General features: G+C 28.0%; 19 protein-coding genes. 11 read left to right on the top strand and 8 right to left on the bottom strand.

Going from position 1 to position 20,616, the window contains the following annotated elements; genetic code table 4:
• Positions 1-187 precede the first annotated feature (187 nt).
• On the top strand, positions 188-595 hold the full coding sequence (locus tag SAM46_RS00775; protein ID WP_078746902.1) for a hypothetical protein: 408 nt from the start codon (positions 188-190) through the stop codon (positions 593-595).
• A gap of 25 nt (positions 596-620) precedes the next feature.
• Here the strand turns inward: SAM46_RS00775 and SAM46_RS00770 are convergent, their stop codons facing one another.
• Positions 621-1,055, bottom strand: coding sequence for a hypothetical protein (locus tag SAM46_RS00770; protein WP_078746903.1), 435 nt, complete (start codon positions 1,053-1,055; stop codon positions 621-623).
• Positions 1,056-1,091: 36 nt separating this feature from the next.
• On the opposite strand from SAM46_RS00770, the gene SAM46_RS00765 reads away from it, so the two are divergent.
• The 8 genes from SAM46_RS00765 to rsmG all read left to right on the top strand — a co-directional run bounded on the left by SAM46_RS00765 (position 1,092) and on the right by rsmG (position 12,169).
• Positions 1,092-2,234 carry a hypothetical protein gene (locus SAM46_RS00765; protein ID WP_078746904.1) on the top strand — a complete coding sequence of 381 codons (1,143 nt, stop codon included), beginning with the start codon at positions 1,092-1,094 and terminating at the stop codon, positions 2,232-2,234.
• A 121-nt stretch (positions 2,235-2,355) separates the two neighbouring features.
• Complete coding sequence (gene uvrB, locus SAM46_RS00760) at positions 2,356-4,386, top strand: excinuclease ABC subunit UvrB (protein ID WP_078746905.1); 2,031 nt, start codon at positions 2,356-2,358, stop codon at positions 4,384-4,386.
• Complete coding sequence (gene uvrA, locus SAM46_RS00755) at positions 4,379-7,222, top strand: excinuclease ABC subunit UvrA (RefSeq protein ID WP_078746906.1); 2,844 nt, start codon at positions 4,379-4,381, stop codon at positions 7,220-7,222. Before uvrB ends, uvrA begins: the two co-directional genes overlap by 8 nt.
• A 121-nt stretch (positions 7,223-7,343) precedes the next feature.
• Positions 7,344-8,285 (top strand): HPr(Ser) kinase/phosphatase, encoded by a 942-nt coding sequence (gene hprK, locus SAM46_RS00750; protein ID WP_078746907.1) that lies wholly within the window; start codon positions 7,344-7,346, stop codon positions 8,283-8,285.
• A complete protein-coding gene (gene lgt / locus SAM46_RS00745; protein WP_318635603.1) occupies positions 8,275-9,258 on the top strand; it encodes a prolipoprotein diacylglyceryl transferase in 984 nt (327 codons plus the stop codon). The genes hprK and lgt overlap by 11 nt, the downstream gene beginning before the upstream one ends.
• A 209-nt stretch (positions 9,259-9,467) precedes the next feature.
• Positions 9,468-10,409 carry an NAD(P)/FAD-dependent oxidoreductase gene (locus SAM46_RS00740; protein WP_078746909.1) on the top strand — a complete coding sequence of 314 codons (942 nt, stop codon included), beginning with the start codon at positions 9,468-9,470 and terminating at the stop codon, positions 10,407-10,409.
• Positions 10,410-10,503: 94 nt separating this feature from the next.
• Positions 10,504-11,490: a ribose-phosphate pyrophosphokinase gene (locus tag SAM46_RS00735; RefSeq protein ID WP_078746910.1), complete on the top strand. Its 987-nt coding sequence runs from the start codon at positions 10,504-10,506 to the stop codon at positions 11,488-11,490.
• Positions 11,480-12,169: a 16S rRNA (guanine(527)-N(7))-methyltransferase RsmG gene (rsmG, locus tag SAM46_RS00730; RefSeq protein ID WP_078746971.1), complete on the top strand. Its 690-nt coding sequence runs from the start codon at positions 11,480-11,482 to the stop codon at positions 12,167-12,169. The genes SAM46_RS00735 and rsmG overlap by 11 nt, the downstream gene beginning before the upstream one ends.
• Before the next feature lie 59 nt (positions 12,170-12,228).
• Here rsmG and SAM46_RS00725 read toward each other — a convergent pair whose 3' ends face one another.
• Positions 12,229-13,374 carry a DnaJ C-terminal domain-containing protein gene (locus SAM46_RS00725; RefSeq protein WP_235645889.1) on the bottom strand — a complete coding sequence of 382 codons (1,146 nt, stop codon included), beginning with the start codon at positions 13,372-13,374 and terminating at the stop codon, positions 12,229-12,231.
• Positions 13,375-13,490: 116 nt separating this feature from the next.
• Between SAM46_RS00725 and SAM46_RS00720 the strand changes: the two genes are divergently transcribed.
• Together SAM46_RS00720 and SAM46_RS00715 are read left to right on the top strand one after the other, a co-directional pair.
• Positions 13,491-14,423, top strand: coding sequence for an ABC transporter ATP-binding protein (locus SAM46_RS00720; protein WP_078746912.1), 933 nt, complete (start codon positions 13,491-13,493; stop codon positions 14,421-14,423).
• A 1-nt stretch (position 14,424) separates the two neighbouring features.
• Complete coding sequence (locus tag SAM46_RS00715; RefSeq protein WP_078746913.1) at positions 14,425-15,270, top strand: ABC transporter permease; 846 nt, start codon at positions 14,425-14,427, stop codon at positions 15,268-15,270.
• Positions 15,271-15,386: 116 nt separating this feature from the next.
• Here SAM46_RS00715 and SAM46_RS00710 read toward each other — a convergent pair whose 3' ends face one another.
• From SAM46_RS00710 to truB, 6 genes are all read right to left on the bottom strand, one after another.
• Positions 15,387-15,953, bottom strand: a complete 567-nt coding sequence (locus tag SAM46_RS00710; protein ID WP_078746914.1) for a hypothetical protein — start codon at positions 15,951-15,953, stop codon at positions 15,387-15,389.
• The gene (locus tag SAM46_RS00705; RefSeq protein ID WP_318635602.1) at positions 15,925-17,364 is read right to left on the bottom strand and encodes a putative cysteine peptidase; all 1,440 of its coding nucleotides are present in this window, start codon (positions 17,362-17,364) and stop codon (positions 15,925-15,927) included. Before SAM46_RS00705 ends, SAM46_RS00710 begins: the two co-directional genes overlap by 29 nt.
• Before the next feature lie 271 nt (positions 17,365-17,635).
• Entirely contained in the window at positions 17,636-17,902 is a 267-nt protein-coding gene (gene rpsO, locus SAM46_RS00700; RefSeq protein ID WP_078746916.1) for a 30S ribosomal protein S15, read from the bottom strand.
• Between the two features lie 169 nt (positions 17,903-18,071).
• Positions 18,072-18,932, bottom strand: coding sequence for an FAD synthase (locus SAM46_RS00695; protein ID WP_078746917.1), 861 nt, complete (start codon positions 18,930-18,932; stop codon positions 18,072-18,074).
• Positions 18,932-19,750: a YcsE-related riboflavin metabolism phosphatase gene (locus SAM46_RS00690; RefSeq protein ID WP_078746918.1), complete on the bottom strand. Its 819-nt coding sequence runs from the start codon at positions 19,748-19,750 to the stop codon at positions 18,932-18,934. The genes SAM46_RS00695 and SAM46_RS00690 overlap by 1 nt, the downstream gene beginning before the upstream one ends.
• Positions 19,750-20,586, bottom strand: a complete 837-nt coding sequence (truB, locus tag SAM46_RS00685; RefSeq protein WP_078746919.1) for a tRNA pseudouridine(55) synthase TruB — start codon at positions 20,584-20,586, stop codon at positions 19,750-19,752. Before truB ends, SAM46_RS00690 begins: the two co-directional genes overlap by 1 nt.
• Positions 20,587-20,616: the final 30 nt, after the last annotated feature.

Raw genomic sequence — 20,616 nt, 5'->3', positions numbered from 1 at the left:
GTTTTCTAAGTCATTGATTTTGGTTTTATTTTTCTTAAATTGTTTTAGTATGAAATATATAGCAACTGAGTAGGAAGAGCAAACAAGTAGTGTGATTAGTAGCCAGAATGCTAACGCACCCAGATTTTCAACTGTATATTCCTTCATCAAACACCTGATCTACCCGCTAGAGTATGGGGATGCTAGTGTGGATGGTTTCTACTTGTGTAATTCATTTAGTGGAACATATAATGGAGCTAGTGATATACTCAAGATTACTTATAATCTCTCAAGTTCGCTACAAGCTGATACTATTCTCAATTATTATGACAGTCAAGCATTTAGAGATAGCCCGCTTTATAAGAGAGAGCAATTACAGTCAAAATATCAAGATTTAACAACTTCGACAAATTTTGATGCAATAGACACAAAAACAACATTTATAGAATGTTCTTATGACTTTTATATAAAAAATAACAATTTAAAACTTCCATATGCTTTAGCACACCAAACACAAAACAACTTCACACTAAACAAAGACTTATTACTTAATAAAAACAATGTAAAGATAAGAGAAACATTTAAAACAGCATTTAAAATTAATCTCAATGATTAGTGCAACATATAAAAAAAACACCCCTTTAAAGAGTGTTTAGCAATTGAAATAATTCAGCTCGTGATTTATTAAGTTCATAAATTTTGTTTTGATTACTTTTAAATTGTTTATAAGCAAAGTAAATAACTCCGCAATAGCTTCCATTAACGATTAAAGTGATAAGAAGTCAAAAAGCAAGATTACCAGGGATAACTATTAAATCTTTAGCAACTTTAAAAGTAGCAGGGATGTTAAATTTATCACTAACTCAAACATAGATTTCAGTGTCAAATGCTAACTTGTTATGCTCTGTAGGTATCAACATAGAAATAAAGCACAGTAGCATTATAAGAATAGAAACACCACTAAAAGCAATTAAAGGAAGTCAAATAAAGTTATTTTTCTTTTCTATGGTTTCTCGTTGAATTCTTAATTGTTTAATTTTGTTATTAATTGTATTTTTATCTAATAATTGTTCCATATAAAAATTATACAGTATATAAAAAGGTAGGTATATATGAAAAAATATGCTTCTTTAAAAAATTACGAAGACTTTAAAGCAATTACACCAGAGCAAGACAAAACTCATCCATGAGTGAGAGAACTTTTTAACTGAATGTTTTCTAAAGATTATAATATTCCAAGACGTAGCACAGCACAAATACCACAGGATGCGAAATTAGAGTTTTTCAAGGAAGAGAATTACAAAAAAATCAAGTTTTACAATAACACACTTGAAAGTGGTTTTTGAGACTTTATCACTTACTACACCACAGATTTTAAAACACTTTACAATGGAGAAAAAGCTAAAAGTACAAAAAGCAAGGTGTTTTTCAAATTATCAAGCATTCTGCTTAATTCACTTATTACACCAAGTTCAACACTGCTAAAAGCAATAACAGAAAAATCACTAGAACAACTCAAGCAACAAAAAGAAGTATTTAAGTTATATATTGAGTATAAAAAAGCAGAAAATATCAAGCTCTCACACTACGATCATATTAAAGATGTTTTCATTCAGTGGAGAACTCTACCTTTAGATAATAAAAAAATTAATGAGTTAAGAGTGGTATATAACAATTTTATCTCCACTACTGAGAACCATATCTTACCAGTTTCTCGTTCTGTGCTTTTAACTGGAGGTGATGATAATTTAGACATATTACCTACACCACTTAAAGTTATTTTAACTAAACAAAATTATATTGTGATACTGGATGATAAAGGAAACATTTCAAAACTTAATGATTTTATTGATGACAAAGATTTTAAGCAAGTTCATAAAATTTTTAGCTTTAATCTATGAGATTTAGATTTTGACAACAAGTACATAAAGATATCAAAAGACTTAAAAACTAAATTGGAACTTTTACAGAAAGAAAAGCAGTACAAAATTAAGGAACAAAAACGACTTAAGGAACAAGAAGCTAACATATTACAATTAAGTAATTCAGTCAAATATTTTGAATATTTTGACACCACAACAAGACAAACTATAAAACTTAATAAAAATGAAGCAAAAGAAAAAGTTCAACAAGACATAAATCAGATAACTACAGATATACAAAACATAGAGCAAAGAATAGAAGAAATTAGAAACAGTCAAACAGATGATGATAACACCGATACCAGAGTCAAACCACCACATTATAGAATATAAATGTTCTTAATCGCTATTAATATTAAACTGATAAAAATATTCATTTCAAGGTTTATTTGTGCTAAATTCTATATTTTTGCCATTTTGATAAACAAGCAAAAAGATTATAATTTAAAAACTTATGGGAATATTTAAATTACATGCAAATTATCAACCAGCTGGTGACCAACCGAAAGCAATTGAACAGCTAGTTAATGGAATAAAAAATAATGTTAGAGAACAAGTTCTTCAAGGTGTAACTGGTTCAGGAAAAACCTTTACGATTGCTAATGTTATAAAGGAATTTGATCGTCCAGTAATTGTATTGTCTCACACAAAAACTCTAGCTTCTCAACTTTATAGTGAGCTAAAAAGTTTCTTTCCAGAGAATGCTGTGGAATACTTTATTTCTTATTTTGACTATTATCGTCCAGAAGCTTACAAACCAGATACAGATGTTTATATTGATAAGGATTCAAAAACAAATGAACAAATAGAAATCCTTCGTTTAAGTTCTATTAATTCGCTACTTACAAGAAAAGATGTAATAGTGGTAGCTAGTGTTAGTGCTATTTATGGTGCTTTAAATCCTGAAGTTTATAAAGATTCATTTTTTAGATTTTATATCCATCAACCAATTTCGGTTAAAGAATTTATTAATAAATTAATTCAAATTAAATATGACAGAAATGATACTGTGCAAGAAGTTGGTGAATTCACTGCAAAAGGTGATGTAATTTTCGTTCGCCCTGCTGACGATGAAGAAAAAACAGTTAGAATCAGTTTCTTTGGAGACGAAATCGAAGAAATAGCTGTTGTTGACCCATTAACAAAAGAAATAATTAGAAAAGATAATATTTATGTTTTATCACCTGGAAATGCATATGCTACAGAAAACTCAATATATGATGTAATTATTCCTAAAATTAAAGATGAATTAGATAAAAGAATCGCTTATTTTAAAAAAGAACATAAGATAGTTCTAGCTGATAGAATAAACCAAAGAGTTAAGAATGATATTGATGAAATGCAAGAATTTGGTATTTGCAAAGGAATTGAAAACTATTCAATGTATCTTGATGGACGTGATTTTGGGCAAAGACCTTACACAATACTAGATTATTTCCCTAAAGATTCTTTAATGTTTCTTGATGAATCTCATAAATTAATTCCACAAGTTGACGGTATGTATAAAGGAGATAGAAAAAGAAAAGAAAATTTAGTTAATTATGGATATAGATTACCTTCTGCACTCGAAAATCGTCCGTTAGTTTTCAAAGAATTTGAGCAAGAATTTGATTTCTTCAAGATATATATATCAGCAACTCCTAGACAATATGAATTAAATAAATCTGAAGATAATATCACTAAATTATTTGTTCGTCCAACTGGTTTAGTTGACCCAGAAATCATAATAAAACCAACAAAACATCAAATAGAAGATATTTATGATACACTAATCAAACAACGAGAAAGTGATTCAAGAAGTATTATTTTAACTTGATCTAAGAAACAAGCTGAACATTTATCTGCATATCTACAAGAAAAAGGGATTAAATCAGCTTATTTACATTATGGTTTAAATACTTTTCAACGTAATGAAATTTTAAGAAAACTCCGTAAAGGAACTTACGAAGTTGTTGTTGCTATCAACCTTTTACGTGAAGGAATGGATATACCTGAAGTTTCCAAAGTAATTGTTATAGATGCAGATAAAGAAGGATTTATGCGTAATGCTGAAAGTTTAATCCAAATTACAGGAAGAGCCGCAAGAAATGTGAATGGTCAAGCAATTTTTTATGCTGATAAAATAACTCCTGCTATGCAACAATGTATTGATGATAATAATGAAAAAAGACAATTACAACTAGATTATAATAAGAAACATAATATAACCCCTAAAACAATTATTAAACCTATTCCAGAACCAATTCAAGGGCACGATATATCTAATGCAATTGAAGCAATTATGGCTAAAACACAAAACAAACAAAAACCAGATAAAAAAGAAAATGAAAAAGTTATTTCTGAAATCAGAAGACAAATGGAAGAAGCAGCTAAAATGTTTGACTATGAAAGAGCTATACAATTAAGAGATATATTACTTGAACTACAATCAGATTTCACGTATAAACCTGAAACAGAGATAGAGGAAGGAGAAGAAGATGAATAAAGAAGATAAATTAATTATTCAAGGAGCTAGAGAAAATAACTTAAAAAATGTTAATTTAACGATTCCTAAAAATAAATTAATTGTATTCACTGGACTAAGCGGTAGTGGAAAAAGTTCTCTAGCTTTTAACACTATTTATGAAGAAGGGCGTCGTAGATATGTAGATTCATTATCTTCATATGCTCGTATGTTTTTAGGTGGTACTAAAAAGCCTGATGTTGATAAAATTGAAGGATTATCTCCTTCTATTTCTATTGAACAAAAAACAACACATAATAATCCACGTTCTACTGTTGGCACAGTAACAGAAATATATGATTACTTTAGATTACTTTTTGCTCGTATAGGGAAACCTTTTTGTCCAAATCATAATATTGAAATTTCTTCTCAAACTTCAAAAGATATTTTAAATTCTATTTGTGAATTACCTGAAAATTCTAAATTAATTATATATGCTCCTTTAGTTGAAGGTGAAAAAGGTACACATCAAAATCTCTTTGATAAACTGCGTAAAGAAGGATTTATGCGTGTTAAAGTTGATGGTGATATTTTAATGCTAGATGATAATATTCAACTAAACAAAAACAATAAACATAATATTGATTTAGTAATAGACCGTGTTGTTCTAAATGAAAGTAATTACAATAGAATTGCAGAAGCCCTTGATATAGCAACAAATCATTCTGGTGGTCTAATTAAAGTTGAAGATGTAGAGAATAATAAAATATACACATATTCAAAAACTCACTCATGTATATATAAAGACTTTAACATGCCTAAAATAGAAACTAGATTATTCTCTTTTAATGCACCATATGGAATGTGTGATAACTGTAAAGGACTTGGAGTTGAATTTAAAGCTGATTTTGATGCTATTGTTCCTGAACCTTGAAGAACAATTAATCAAGGTGGAATTAAATATTTTGAAAATACTGTTAATACTACAAATTTGGAATGACAAGAATTTGATCAATTATTAATTCATTATGGTATAGATAAAAACACTCCTATCGATGAGCTAACCGAAGAAGAAAGAAATATCATTAAATACGGTTCAGATCAACCCATTGCTTATGCTTTAAAATCATCTTCGAATAATGTTATTCGTAGAGATAAAGAAATTGATGGTATAGTAACTAAAATTGAAAAATTATACTACGAAACTTCTTCAGACCGTCGTAGAGATTATTTAAATAAATACATGGGCTCTTTTGCGTGTTCAATATGTAATGGTTCAAGATTAAATCAATCCGCTTTGGCTGTTAAAATTGATAGCAAAAATATTTATCAATACACATTGCTTTCTGTAGAAGATTGTTTAGATGCTATTATTGAATTAGTTACAAAATTAAATGAACAAGACAAGCAAATATCGAATTTAATTACTAAGGAATTAATAGATCGTTTAACATTCCTTAAAAATGTTGGTTTAGATTATTTAACTCTGAATCGTAATGCTGAAACTTTAAGCGGTGGTGAGGCTCAAAGAATTAGATTGGCTACTCAAATCGGTTCTAATTTAACAGGAGTATTGTATGTACTTGATGAACCTTCTATTGGTCTTCATCAAAAAGATAATTTAAAATTAATAGATACATTAAAGAAAATGGTTGAAATAGGAAATACTCTTATTGTTGTTGAACATGATGAAGATACAATGTATTCTGCTGATTATATTGTAGATATTGGCCCAGAAGCTGGAATACATGGTGGCCAAGTTATAGCTCAAGGTTCTCTAGATGATATTATTGCTAACCCTATATCAATAACTGGTAAATATTTATCTCATGAATGGAAAATTGATATTCCTACATATCGTAGGGCTGGAAATAAAAAATCAATAACTATAAAAGGAGCTAGAGAAAATAATTTAAAAAACATTGATGTAACTATTCCGCTTGGGATGCTTGTAGGAATTACTGGTGTTTCTGGTTCAGGTAAAAGTACATTGATAAATGAAATATTTGTTCGTGGGATACAACATGCATTAGGACTAAGTGATGCATTAAATAGTAAAAGAGCTAAATTTAGTTCTATTCAAGGATTAAATAATATTGATAAGGTAATCGCTGTTAATCAATCTCCAATCGGAAGAACACCGCGTTCTAATCCTGCTACATATACTGGTGTATTTGATGATATTAGAGATATTTTTGGTTCTATTGAAGAATCTAGAGCTAGGGGATATACTAAATCTCGCTTTAGTTTTAATGTACCTGGTGGAAGATGTGAAAAATGCAGTGGAGATGGTTTTCTTAAAATTGAAATGCATTTTTTACCTGATGTTTATGTACCTTGTGATCAATGTGATGGTAAAAGATATAATCGTGAAACATTAGAAATTAAATACCATAATAGAGACATTTCACAAGTTTTAGAAATGTCTGTTGAAGAAGCACTAAACTTCTTCGATCACAAAACTAAGATTGTAGAGAAATTACAAATTCTAAGTGATGTTGGATTGGGTTATATTCAACTTGGCCAAATGTCCACAACTTTAAGTGGTGGTGAGGCACAAAGAGTTAAATTAGCTACATATTTACAAAAGAAACCTACTGGAAAAACTGTTTATGTCCTTGATGAACCCACTACAGGTTTACATACACATGATGTCAAAAAATTAATTGCAATATTAAATAGAATAGTTAATGAAGGCGATACTGTAGTTGTTATAGAACATAATTTAGATGTTATCAAATCATGTGACTACATAATAGATCTAGGGCCAGATGGTGGAATACATGGTGGTCAAGTTGTAGCTAGCGGAACTCCTGAACAAGTTGCACAAAATCCAAAAAGTTATACTGGACAATTTTTAAACAAAATATTAAATTAATTACATTTATATAAAAATTTGATTTAATACATATTTTTAACAAGTTAATAAAAAAGTGATTATCTTATTAAAAATAAGATAATATCTTTTATAATTTAATAAATTTATATTAAGGAAGCTTATGAGTAAAGATAAGAAGAAAATGAATGTTAAAAAAATCATCGATTTCTTTGACTTAAACATTGTTAATAGTAAAGATATCGATCTTGATTATAATGATATTTATCAACCAGCAATTAAACGTGTCGGGCTTGAATTGGCAGAACAATTTGAAAACGATCGTATTTCAAAAAATGTTATAGCTTGAGGAACAGCTGAATCTATTTGATTTTCACTTGTTGGTAAGAAAAAGGCTTATGAGTCCCTTGAATGAGTTTTTTCTCGTAAGCCACCGATAGTAATATTATCAAAGGGATTTAATAAACCAGCTATCAATTGAGTAATTGATGTAGCTAATAAATATAGAATTCCTATTGCATTAGTTAGAATGTCAACCTCTTATATTTCGACAAATATTGGTTCATATTTGAACAATTATTTTGGAGAAGTTACACAAGTACACGGAACCCTTGTTTTAATTGGTGGAACCGGGGTATTAATCACCGGGGATTCAGGAATCGGAAAATCCGAAGCAGCATTGCAATTAGTACAACAAGGAAGTGTTTTAATATCTGATGATGCTGTTTTAATTAAGGATAATGGAAATATCTTTATCGGTTCATCACCTGCCATTACTCGTAATTTCTTAGAAATTCGTGGAATCGGTTTAGTAGATGTTACTCAACTATATGGAATTTCATCAGTTGCAAAATCTTCTGTTATTGATTTAGTAATAGAACTAGTAAGACAAGAAGAAAAAACTGACTTTGATCGTTTAGGAACCGAATACCTAGAATATCCTATATTTGGTAGATCTATTAAAAAAATGCAAATTCCAATTAAAGAAGGTGGTTCAGCAGCTTCTTTAATCAAAGCTGCCGTTAACACATTTTTAGCACGTAATGCGGGTATGAATGTTGTTGACACAATATATGAAAGATCGTTAAAGGAGAATGATGAATAATTTACCTTCATTTTTACCTGATACCGCTATACCTGAAGGACAACCAACAATTTTATTTAATATTGGTGGATATGAAATGCACCTATATTCATTAATGTTAATGTTTGGTTTTCTATTCTCTATACTTACAGTATTTTTTTTCTGAATGAAAGAAAAATGAGATTTAAATATCTTGTTTGTTGTTATTATCATAACAGTTCCTTCAGGGATTATAGGTGGTCGTTTAGGTTTTATAATAGAACGTTTAATTTATAGTCCAGCAAATCCATTTCCTAACTCGCATTGATATGCAATTTGGGAAGGTGGATTAAGTATACAAGGTGGTGTTATTCTTGCTGCTTTACTTGATACAGCTTATCTATATACAAGACGTCAATATGTCGATTTAAGAAAATGTTTTAGTTACATTTTACCAGCTGTTTTAGTCGGACAATTTGTTGGTCGTTTTGGTAACTATGCTAACCACGAAGTCTATGGACGTATTGATTGAAGTGGAAGCAGTGTTCTATCACTAGGTGAAACTTTTGCAAGAAATATGTATATATCTGATGATACAACTGCTGCTCTTGGACTAACAGGTGCATATAGATATCCATTATTCCTTTACGAAGGTTTAGCAAACTTAATTGGTTATATAGTTATTTGTTGAATAATAAATTACTTTGGTTTATTAAAACCAGGAACATCTGGTGGATTATATCTATTATGATATGGTGTAACTCGTGCTGCAATGGAGCCACTTAGAGAAGAATCATATGGTCTGTATTCATATGTTGCAATTATTTTCATTGTGCTTGGGGTTAGTTGAATTCTTTATTTCCAATTCTTCTGTAGTGTTAAATACATTAGAACACTAGAAAAATACAGATTCACATATCAATACAAAGAACCAGAACAATATCAAAATTATGTTTATAGATCAAGTTTAAAACACTTATTAGCTTGATTCAAAACTAAAGAAATAAAAGCATAATTTGCATTCTTATGAATGCATTTTTTATGACTAATTTTACCCACGAATATTGATTAAATATTAAAATGTTAAATTTTTTATAAAAATTTAGTTAAATTTTAACTTTTTAATTATTTAAACATTAATTAATTATCTTTTACTATGATATAAAACTCAAATTACTATATAATAATTACACATATTTTATTCAATAATTAAAAGGAGTATATATGAATGAACAAACGAACTTTGACTTAATTATAATTGGTGGAGGGCCAGCAGGATTAAATGCTGCTCTTTATGCTTCAAGAGCAAATTTATCTGTTGCTTTTGTTGAGAAAGGCACACCTGGTGGAAAACTATCAGCTACAAGTAAAATAGAAAATTGAATTGGCACAGAGATAATTGAAGGATGGCAATTAGCTCAAGACTTCTTTAAACATGCTGAAAAATATGGAGCAAAATATTTATATGGAAATGTAGTTGAAGTTAGAAATATTTCAGATACAGAAAAAGAAATATATTTATCAAGCGGAACTGTCTTAAAGGCAAAGGCTGTTTTAATAGCCACTGGAATGAAGAATAGAATACCAACATTTATTAAAAACATTGAAAAATTTATTCAAAGAGGTGGAGTAAGTTTTTGTGCTATTTGTGATGGTCCTTTATTCGGAAAAAATCCTACATTAGTATTAGGAGATGGTAATTCGGCTGTCGAAGAATCAGCATATCTTTCAAGTATAGCTTCTGAAGTACATTTAGTAATTCGTGGTGATGATTTTAAGGCAGAAAGAAGACTAGTACAAGATTTATATAAATTACCTAATGTAAAAATTTATCGTATGTCTCAAATAGTTGAACTAAAAGGAGAAGATAGATTAGAAAGTGCAATTATAAAAGATGCTGATGGTAATGAAACAGAAATTAAAGTTTCATCATTTTTCCCTTATATAGGAATGGAATCAACAGCTTGATTCCTACAAGATTTAGGTATTTTAAATGATAAAGGGTTTATTATAACAGATGAAAACATGGAAACTTCTGTGCCGGGTATTTTTGCAGCCGGAGATATAAGAGTTAAAGAGATTCGCCAAATTGTTACAGCGGCTTCTGATGGTGCAATTGCTGCAAAAAGAATAGTCGATCTTGTTAATACTGAAGGAAATGATTAGTGGCTTATGCTACTTTTTTATTACTTTTATTATTTAAAAATATAACAAGAAAAAAACTGTAAAATTTAGGTAATTAAAAATTGAAGAGGTTTAAATGAATAAGAGAGAAACAGTAATTTTTGGGATGAAAAATGCTCAAAAATTAGCACAAAAAATTTCTGAAATTGTGGGTATTCCACTTTCAGAAATTAATCGTACAGTTTATGCTGATGGCGAAGTTATGATTGGAGCAGCTGATACCGTCAGAGATAAAGATGTTTTTATTATTGCAAGTACATGTCGTCCAGTAAATGATAATATAATGGAATTATTATTATTTATTGACTCATTAAAAAGAGCAAGTGCACGCACAATAAATGTATGCTTAAGTTATTACGGATATGCACGTCAAGATCGTAAAGCTAGCGGTAGACAACCAATTGGTGCTAAATTAGTTGCTGACTTATTGCAAAAAGCTGGCGCAACTAAATTAACATGTGTAGATTTACACAATCCATCAATTCAAGGTTTTTTCGATATTCCTGTTGATGATTTACGTGGTCAATATCCACTAGCTGTTGCACTTAAAAAACTTAACACTAATTTTACCGTTGTTTCCCCTGATCACGGTGGAACAGTACGCGCTCGTAAATTAGCTGAATTAATAGCTGATACAGTTAAAATTTGTATTATTGATAAACGTCGTACAGGTGTTAATCAAACCGAAGTTATGGGTATAATCGGATCAATTGAAGATAGAAATGCTGTTATTGTTGATGATATTATCGATACCGGTGGAACAATTATTAAAGCAGCAGACACTTTAAAACAACATGGTGCTAAAAGAATAATAGTAATGGCAACTCATGGTATTTTTACTAAAGGCTTTGATGTATTTGAAAATAATCCAAATATTGAAAAGGTTATTGTTACAGATAGCATTGATAATCATGAATTGTTAGACAAATATAAAAAACTCGAAATCGTTTCACTTGGTGATTTTCTAGGTAGAGTTATTAATGCAACATTAGAAGGTAGCTCAATTACTAGTGTTTATCAGCAAATGAAAGAAGAAATTAAACAATATGGAAATGAAAAATAAAGAATTAGTTAAGCAATATTGTAAAAAAAATGGATATGATTTTTCTTTATTTGAAGCATATGTAAATTTAATAGAGGAAAAAAATAAAGTTATGAATTTAACCGGTTTTACTGGCGATCGTTTATGAGAAGAAGGTATTTTAGAATCACTTTATTTCATGGACTTTATTACTTGTGATTTGTCAGACGGTGAAATACTAGATATTGGTGCTGGTGCTGGTTTTCCATCAATTCCGTATATACTAACTCAACCATCTAATCATATTACTATTTACGAACCTATTGGAAAAAGAGTTAATTTTCTTAATGAAGTCATTTTAAAATTAAATCTTAAAGATTATGTGACTGTGGTTCAAACAAGAAGTGAAGATATAAGTGAAAAAAATAAATTTGACTTAGTTACAGCAAGAGCTGTTGCTGATATCCGTTCTTTACTAATGTCATCATTTCATTTAGTAAAAGTCAAAGGTAAAATGTCACTAATCAAAGGTTCTAAATATCAAGAAGAAATAAATCAAGCTTCAGATATTTTACAGAAACTCGATTATTCTTTAGAAGTTTTTTCATTACCAGGTAATGAGAAACTAACAAAAGATAATTTTGTTGTAGAAATCACAAAATACAGATCTACCCCAAAAGAATTTCCTTTTGCATGAAAAGATATCAAGAAGACTAAATAACTAATTAAAAAAAGAAAAATACACTATACCCATATTGATGGCTCTATAGTGTATTTTAATTATCCAATATTTACTTTATTAACAAATTTTTCATTTGTATTATCTTTAACTGTTGAAAGTGTTTCAACAATATGTTTTCTGTCTTTTCGATCAAAATCCGGAATAATGATTCTTAAGTTTAATCTTAAATCACCTTGCATACCTTTGTATTTAACACCTTTTTGTGGTACTTTAATAACTTTAGAATCTAGATATGATTTTTTCATCGCAATCGAAACATCACCTCATGGAGTAGGAACTTTAACAGTGTTTTCCATCATTATATCAACAAATGAAACTGGGAAATCTAATTCTATATCAAGCCCATCTCTTCTAAAATATGGATGATCCATTACTATTACATTAATCAACATATCTCCAGGCTCGCCACCATTATGACCTGGTGCACCATATCCTGCTAATTTTAATGTTAAACCACTGTGAGCTCCTTCAGGAACTTTTAAAGTCACTGTCTTTTTAACTTTAATATATTTTTCACCACGACATTTTGAACATTTTGTTTTAACAATTTTACCTGTTCCACCACATTTTTCACATGGGGATTGGACCATTTGTTGTCCAAAAAACGAATTAACATATTCCGTTTTATAACCTTGTCCTTTACACTCATTACATGCGATAACATCATTTGGATTTTCTGCTCCAGTACCATTACAGTAAAGACATAATTCTCATTTATCTAACTCTTGTTTAATTGTTGTACCATGTATAGCATCCATGAACGAAATACTTAAAGTAGATTTATAATCACGGCCTCTTGATTTCATGCTTGCGCCGTTTGAAGCTTTTCTACTTCTGCTTCCACCAGAAAATCCACCAAAAATATTTTCAAAAATATCTTCGAAACCACCAAAGCCTTCAAATCCACCACGTTGCTGATATTGCCCATTATAGTTAGCACCAGCCCCAGCAAAACCACGGCCATTAGCTGCATCAGCACCATAATTGTCGTATATTTTTCTTTTTTCGGGATCAGAAAGAATTCCATATGCTTCATTTAATTCTTTCATTTTTTCATCACTGGTTCCATCTTTTAACTTGTCTGGGTGATATTTCATTGCAAGTTTTCTATAAGCTGTTTTTATTTCTTTTTCTGTAGCTGTTTTAGCTACTCCTAAAACTTCATAATAATCTTTTTTACTCATAATGTTTATAATTTTAGCATATTTTTATGTTATTTGCTAATATTTTATATTTTAATAACTGCTATAATATTTAAAATATAATTTTAAATATAAACATCGATATAAAAGGAGATAAGATGGGTGAAAAATATTCTTTAGAAATAGACAATTTGTCTAAGTCATTTAAGAACATAAAAGCACTGAATGATTTGTCTTTCAAAGTCAAAAAAGGAGAATTGTTCGGTTTTTTGGGCCTTAATGGTGCTGGCAAAACGACAACATTAAGTATCATTCTTGGAATTGTAAAAAAAAATTCTGGAAAAATAAAAGTTGATGGCATTGATTTAGATACTAAACAAGCAAAAAATATTAACAACAAAATTGGAATTGTTTTTCAAGAATCAATATTAGATGAGAAATTATCTGTATATGATAATTTAATGTCTCGTGCTGCAATGTATAAGAAATTTTTCAAAGATATAACAACAAAAGAATTAGTTGATGATGTAATTAATGATTTTCAATTACATGATTTATTAAAAAAATCTTATGGTTCACTTTCAGGTGGGCAAAGAAGAAGAGTGGATATAGCTAGAGCTCTTGTTCATAAGCCGGAAATTTTATTCTTAGATGAACCTACTACTGGCTTGGACCCTAATTCACGTGAACTAGTTTGAAATATTTTGAGAAAAATCCAAACTGAAAAAGGATTAACAATTTTATTAACAACTCACTATATGGAAGAAGCTAACTGATGTAATTATGCTATCATACTACAAAAAGGACATAAATTAGCAGAAGGTACACCAGCTGAATTAAAAAATCAATATTCTAAAACTAAAATATTTGTGTATCAAGAGCCTAATTCAGTTCTTGAAGATTTATTTACAACACATAATGCTAGCTTTAAATATGCTGACCGCAGATATTTTGTTGAATTCAACACATATAAAGAAGCTCAAGATTTTGTAAATAAATTCGGGCCAATTTTACAAGATTATGAATTAATCAAAGGTACCATGGATGATGTATTTCTAACAGTAACAAAACAAGAAAGTGTAGGCAGATAATATGTATCAATTAAATTGATTAATTAAAAGAAATTTAATAATGTTTTTCAAAGATCCTAGAAAAATATTTATGACTTTTCTTTCTCCTATTATTACAGTTGTTGCTTTTGTTTTGTTTGGTAGATATTTATTCTCATCACAAGTTACTAATATTACTAATGTAGAAATACAAAAACAATATGTAGATGGTTCAATGCTTACTGGATTGCTTTCATTATCTACAATTACTACAGCTCTTTCATTATGTGTCTTTATTGTGCAAGATGCAGAAAAGAAAATATTTAATGACTTAGCTATAACTCCAATTAGACCAGCACTAATTCGTTTTAGTTATTTAATTGTAAATGTCATTCTAAATGTATTAATTTGTGTAGTTCTATACATATTATTTGTATTCTATATGCTAGGAAATGGAACCATACAGTTGCTTGATGCAAGAAGAGGATTCTTAATTTTGGGAATAGTTATTTTAGGAGCTGTGTTAAACTCAACATTATTTACATTCTTATTTAGCTTTATAAAAAGTGTGGCAGTATATTCTAGTTTAATAGGAATGCTATCATCAATAGTTGGTTTCTTAATTGGAGCTTTTGTTCCACTAGCTCTGTTTCCAGATTGACTAAAAGGATTTGCTTCTGTTCTACCAGGAACTCAAGTTACTAATTTATTAAGATTTTACACATTTGAATCTATTATAGATATTAGCAAAGCTCAAGGCCTAATTAATATCACATTAGCTAATTATAATGTGCAATGATATGTATCAATGGCTTATGTTTCAGTATTTATTGTAATATCATTAGTATTTGCTTATTTATTTAGATTTAATGCTAAAAAAGGAAGATAATACTTTAATACACCATATCTATGTATATGGTGTTTTGTTTTTATATTATTAAGAAAAAGCAACTGTTAATAACAGTCACTCTTACAGAATTTTTTTGATTATTTCTCTTTTATTTTCTATTTCATCTTATTTTTGTTGAGAATATCAAATAATAGGATTAATAAATAGTAGATTAATAACACAATAGAGAAAACTAATTGTGGTATTTGCGGTTCTTTTCAATATACTTGATATCAAGAAAGAGTATTCATTGTGATAGCATAAACGAAATACATTATAAATGTGAACAATGAGATAATTAATATAGTTAATTCTTTTCATTTTTCTTCATAAGAGATATTTAATTTCTTAATGTAGAATAAAGGAAACAATGAATAATATCACTTATTGTTTATCATTAGGCAAAATACTTCAATGCCATATAATAATCAACCAACAATTAAATATGAAGAAAAACCCCTTTCTCAATAATCCATAGTTCATCCATCTCAATCATTCATTACTACAAAATGGTTATTATTTAAAATAATTTTGTGTGATCCAACAATTCTTAAAGGATCTATTTTTATCTTTTGCTGAATTACAATAAGAGAAATAAATCCGGTTAAAATTAATGCAATAATTATTACATTTAAAATTATTAAAAAACATTTTTTATTTTTTGTTGTAAAGTGTGTTGTCATAAACCATTACCTCCTCTATATATTTTCAATCATAGTGTTTACCTTTATATAGAAAATACTTACCATGTTGTGCTTTGCTCTCATCATAATTTTGCGGTATTATTGTAAAGAATGAATAGTTTCCTGCTCACAATTGGTAATTAATTAAACATGCATTTGTCTCCCTATTGCCTCATAAGTTTGTTATTAAAAATTGATTAGTCTTATTATCATATCCATATACCACAAATGCATGGTCAAAACTCTTATATTTTTTGTCGACATTTACTGTTGTCATTATAACAGGTAAATGTCTTTTTGTTATATATTCCCACACATAATGTGCTGTATATCATCAACTATCACTATAAACTTCTCTATAATATTTTTCAGTGTCTTTTCCTTCAACAAATTTTCTATAAAGCTTATTAAAATTCATTCCAGTATTTGGTATAGAAAAATTGTTGTAATTCTTATTATTTAACTTATGTAAGTTATATACAAGAGTTTTTCTTTCATCATCTGAACTTGCATTATCATTAAATTTATTTCATCTATAAATAGGAGAACTATAATAAGGTTCATTGCTATTATGCAATTCATAAGTGAAATATTTATTAAACTCTTCATTGCTAAACAATTTTCCAGGATGTTTGAATATTTCGTTATATAACAATAGATTTGCTAAAGCATTATAACAACATCATCCACTCGAAATTCTTTTATTAAAATATTCATCTGCTCTATCATCATCATATCCCATTCTGCTGAAATTATCTCTTGTTAATCATCATCAACTATGTGGAGTAATATGACTGACATTTGGCTGCGATATAAAAAGTTTCTCATTACCATAGTGGACACTAGCATTAATTTCAGTGTATGGATTTCTTTTGTCAACAATTAAAGATTTATCATTATTAAATTTTAGTTTTAATTCTTCTTCTCTGTTTTGATACTCTTGCTCTTTGAAAAATGAGTCTTTTTCTAAATATAACCTAATATAATCATCCTTTATATCATTATATTTAACAATTTCTTTAGATTCTATTTGTTGATAATCAGTGCCATTTATTTTTATAAATAAACCTTGTATAGGTATATAAAATAAATTATTATTATCCTTATATTCTGAAATATCTATTCATTTTGTTTCTAAGCTCATTAATGTAGAAATATCAACTATTGAATAAATATTATTAAATGCAATTAGTAAAACTTTTCTATCATTTAAGTCTTTTATAATTTTAGTAAATACTACATTGTGTACATTACCATCTAATCTTTCAATTCTTGCAAGTTCTGTTTTTATTAAGAACTCATTTTGATATTCTTCTTTTTCAATTTTATTTTGATAAGTCATAGATGGAGCAATTGTAATCGGAGTAATTCCTAACATCAATGACAATATTTTAAAAATTTTTTTATTCATATTTTCACTTGTTTTCCTTTCTAATTAATAAATGAATTATAGTCTTATATCAATGATGTTTTCATTTTCTCGAAATGTTTCACATTTATTGAAAAACTTAACTATTTACAATTTTAAATTTCAAATTGTGACTTATTTTTGTATTTTGTGGAAATGTATAGAATTTTTTATTTTGATTTTAAAATATAAATATTGATTTTTCATTCTTTTTCGGTTTATGTCATATAAAAAAGCACCAAGTAAAACTTGATGCATTGAATCATAAAATATATTATTTACGAATGTTGAGAGCTTCAATAACTTTGTTGTATTCTTCAAAGTTGTTTTCTCTTAAGTGTTTTAATAAAACTTTACGTTGAGCTATTTTAGCTAAAAATCCTCTTTTTGAGTGATTGTCTTTAGGGTTATTTAAGAAGTGAGGTTTTAATAACTCAATATCTTCTGTTAAAATAGCGATTTGAACCGCTGTGTTACCTGTATCTTTAGGATTTTTTCCGAATTGTTTAACTAATTCTGCTTTTCTTTCTTTTGAAACCATAATATTTTCTCCTTTTATTATGTTTTAAACCTAGCTAATATATTCATAAAAACCAAGTCTAAAATTTATGTTTATAGTTTTAGATATTATATAAGATTAAAATGAAATCGAAGTAAATTCATAATAATCTTTAGTTCTTAAAAATAGAGAAATTTAAATTTTTAAATAATTACTTCTTATTTTCTATTATTTTTCTTGCAAAATAATCTTGAGCCCTTTGCATATCTTCATCATTTATATAATCATCATAATTTGAGATAATAGTTCTAATTTTAGACACAACTTCAACTACAACTCTAGTATTCATAACTGTATCATTAATTTCGTATTTAATTAGTTTTAATGTTCTTACTCCAGAAAGAGAAATATGCATTACACCATAATAAACGAATTCGCCTATGTGAAATAATGCACAATATGTTGCACTTTGGATTTTGCATAAATTATCTATTGTTTTAATTATATTTGGCTCATTTAGTATGCCTGAGAAAGCATAATTAAACACTAATAGTGAATTGATAAAATTAATATCTCCAAACTCTAAACTTTCTTTTAATTTCGATGTTGAAATTTTTGAATTTATATCTTGCAATAAGTCTACTTGTTGAATTTTAAATTTTGAATAATATTCTTCATTATCAAAGTCTTCTAATGTAAATGAAGCATTATTTCCAAATCTAAAGTCACTTCCTGCTATAAAGTTTACATAATGATTTTGAGCTAAAGCTAGTAAAAAATCTTCTCCTGATAAATGCTTAATTCGATTAAAATCTAACTGAACGATTGCATCAAAAGGCAATCTAGCTAACTGCTCATATTTAGCATAATTATCAGTAAAAATTTTTTTCTTAAACTTAGGCATACCTTTTTCAGCATTAAAACATACTAATATAATTCTGCCACCATTGCTTTGCGCTTCCTTTAATAATTGATAATGCCCTAAATGGAATGATTCAAATGACCCTAATATGAAATTATCATTTTCCATTGTTATAAAATCATCTAAATCATAAATTATTAATTCGTTCATTAAATTAATTTCAATTCCTTTAATTTTAAATAAGCTCCATCATATTCACAATCTAAAGCTATATCGTTAGCTACTGATTTAATTCATTCATTAGCTCTTTCCATAGCAACACCATAATATGCATCTCTTAACATTTCATAATCATTGCTACTGTCCCCGAAAGCAATTAAGTTTTCATTCATCTTATAACCGAGTTTTTCACATAGGATATTTAATGTGTGACTTTTTGATACATTTTTAGGTCCAATAAATATTCCTCTAGACCATTTTGCTGATATTTCCATATTTAAATTATTATTTTCGATAAATTCTTTAATTTCTTTTGATATTTCATCAGAATTATCAACATTTAAAGTGATGACATATAAATCATCATTTGATAATTCATTTTCATCAAAGTTATAATAATTGGTCATAAATGGACGAATAAATCAAGATGAAAGATCCATATTAGGTGTTTTAAATACTTTATCAAAATCGGCTACAGCAACTGCATTAACTTTATCTTTAAATTCATTATAAATTTTGATAACTTCATCTTTTTTTAATGTATTTTTATACACAAATTCTTTTTTATTATTATCAAAAATAAAAGCACCATTAGCTCCAATAAAATAATCTACTGGATCTAGTTGATCAAGAAAGTCTCCTATTGTTGCGAATTCTCTTGCTGATGAAATAACAGTTGTAATTCCATTTAGTTTTAATAATGGAAATATTTTTCTTGTATTCATTGAAAATTGAGTTGTCCCATTAGGCAAAATTGTTCCATCTACATCAAATGCTGCAATTTTAATTAAATCTTTTAATTGTTTCATTATACCCTTTCCAAAGCAACTTTTTTTGGTTGAAATATATTATCCTTAATTTCACCAATTGCACATATTAAATTATTTGCTGGATTTATTAGTAAATACATGCCATTGTCGTTTTTACAATAAAATGCATTTCCATTTTGTATATATTTCTTATCTTGTATAGATAATTCTATTTGTTTTAAATTTATTAATTCTTCAACTGGTATTAATTCATAATCATTTGGCTGTAAGTTTCCTAGAGAAATTTTACCAACTTGTATGCGTTTTAACTCGCTCATTACACAATGGATATTAAGATATTTAGCCGTATCTACTAATAACGAACGGATATATGTCCCTTCTGATACTGAAATTAAAAATTTGGCTTCCTGCTTATCATAATCGAAGTTTAATATTTCATATTTATGAATATTAATACTTTGTTCTTTTAATATTACTTGTTCATCATTACGTGCATACTCATAAGCTTTTTTACCACTGATTTTTTTTGCACTCCAAATAGGAGGTAACTGTGACGTAGTTGTTTTCATATATTTGACAGCATTAATTAATTGTTCTAATGATATTTTTTCTTCATTATGAAAAATTAATTCACTATCAGTATCATAAGTTTCACTTGAATAATGCAATTTAGCCTTCGCAATATATGTCTTTGATTTATTATCAATATATTGTAATAATTTTGTTTCAAAATCAGTTGCAACAATCATTAATCCTTCAGCTAGAGGATCTAAAATACCAATGTGTCCTATTTTTGAAGCTTTTAATTCTCTTTGCAATGAACGGACTGTCTTGTTTGCATACACACCAGTGGGTTTATTAAATTTATAAAACATAGTATTTATATTTTAATATAAATATTAAAA

It is taken from the genome of Mycoplasmopsis verecunda (assembly GCF_033546915.1).
Classification (GTDB): domain Bacteria; phylum Bacillota_I; class Bacilli_A; order Mycoplasmatales; family Metamycoplasmataceae; genus Mycoplasmopsis; species Mycoplasmopsis verecunda.
Note: the sequence above shows the minus strand (reverse complement) of the source record. Positions and strands in the feature narration are given on the sequence as shown.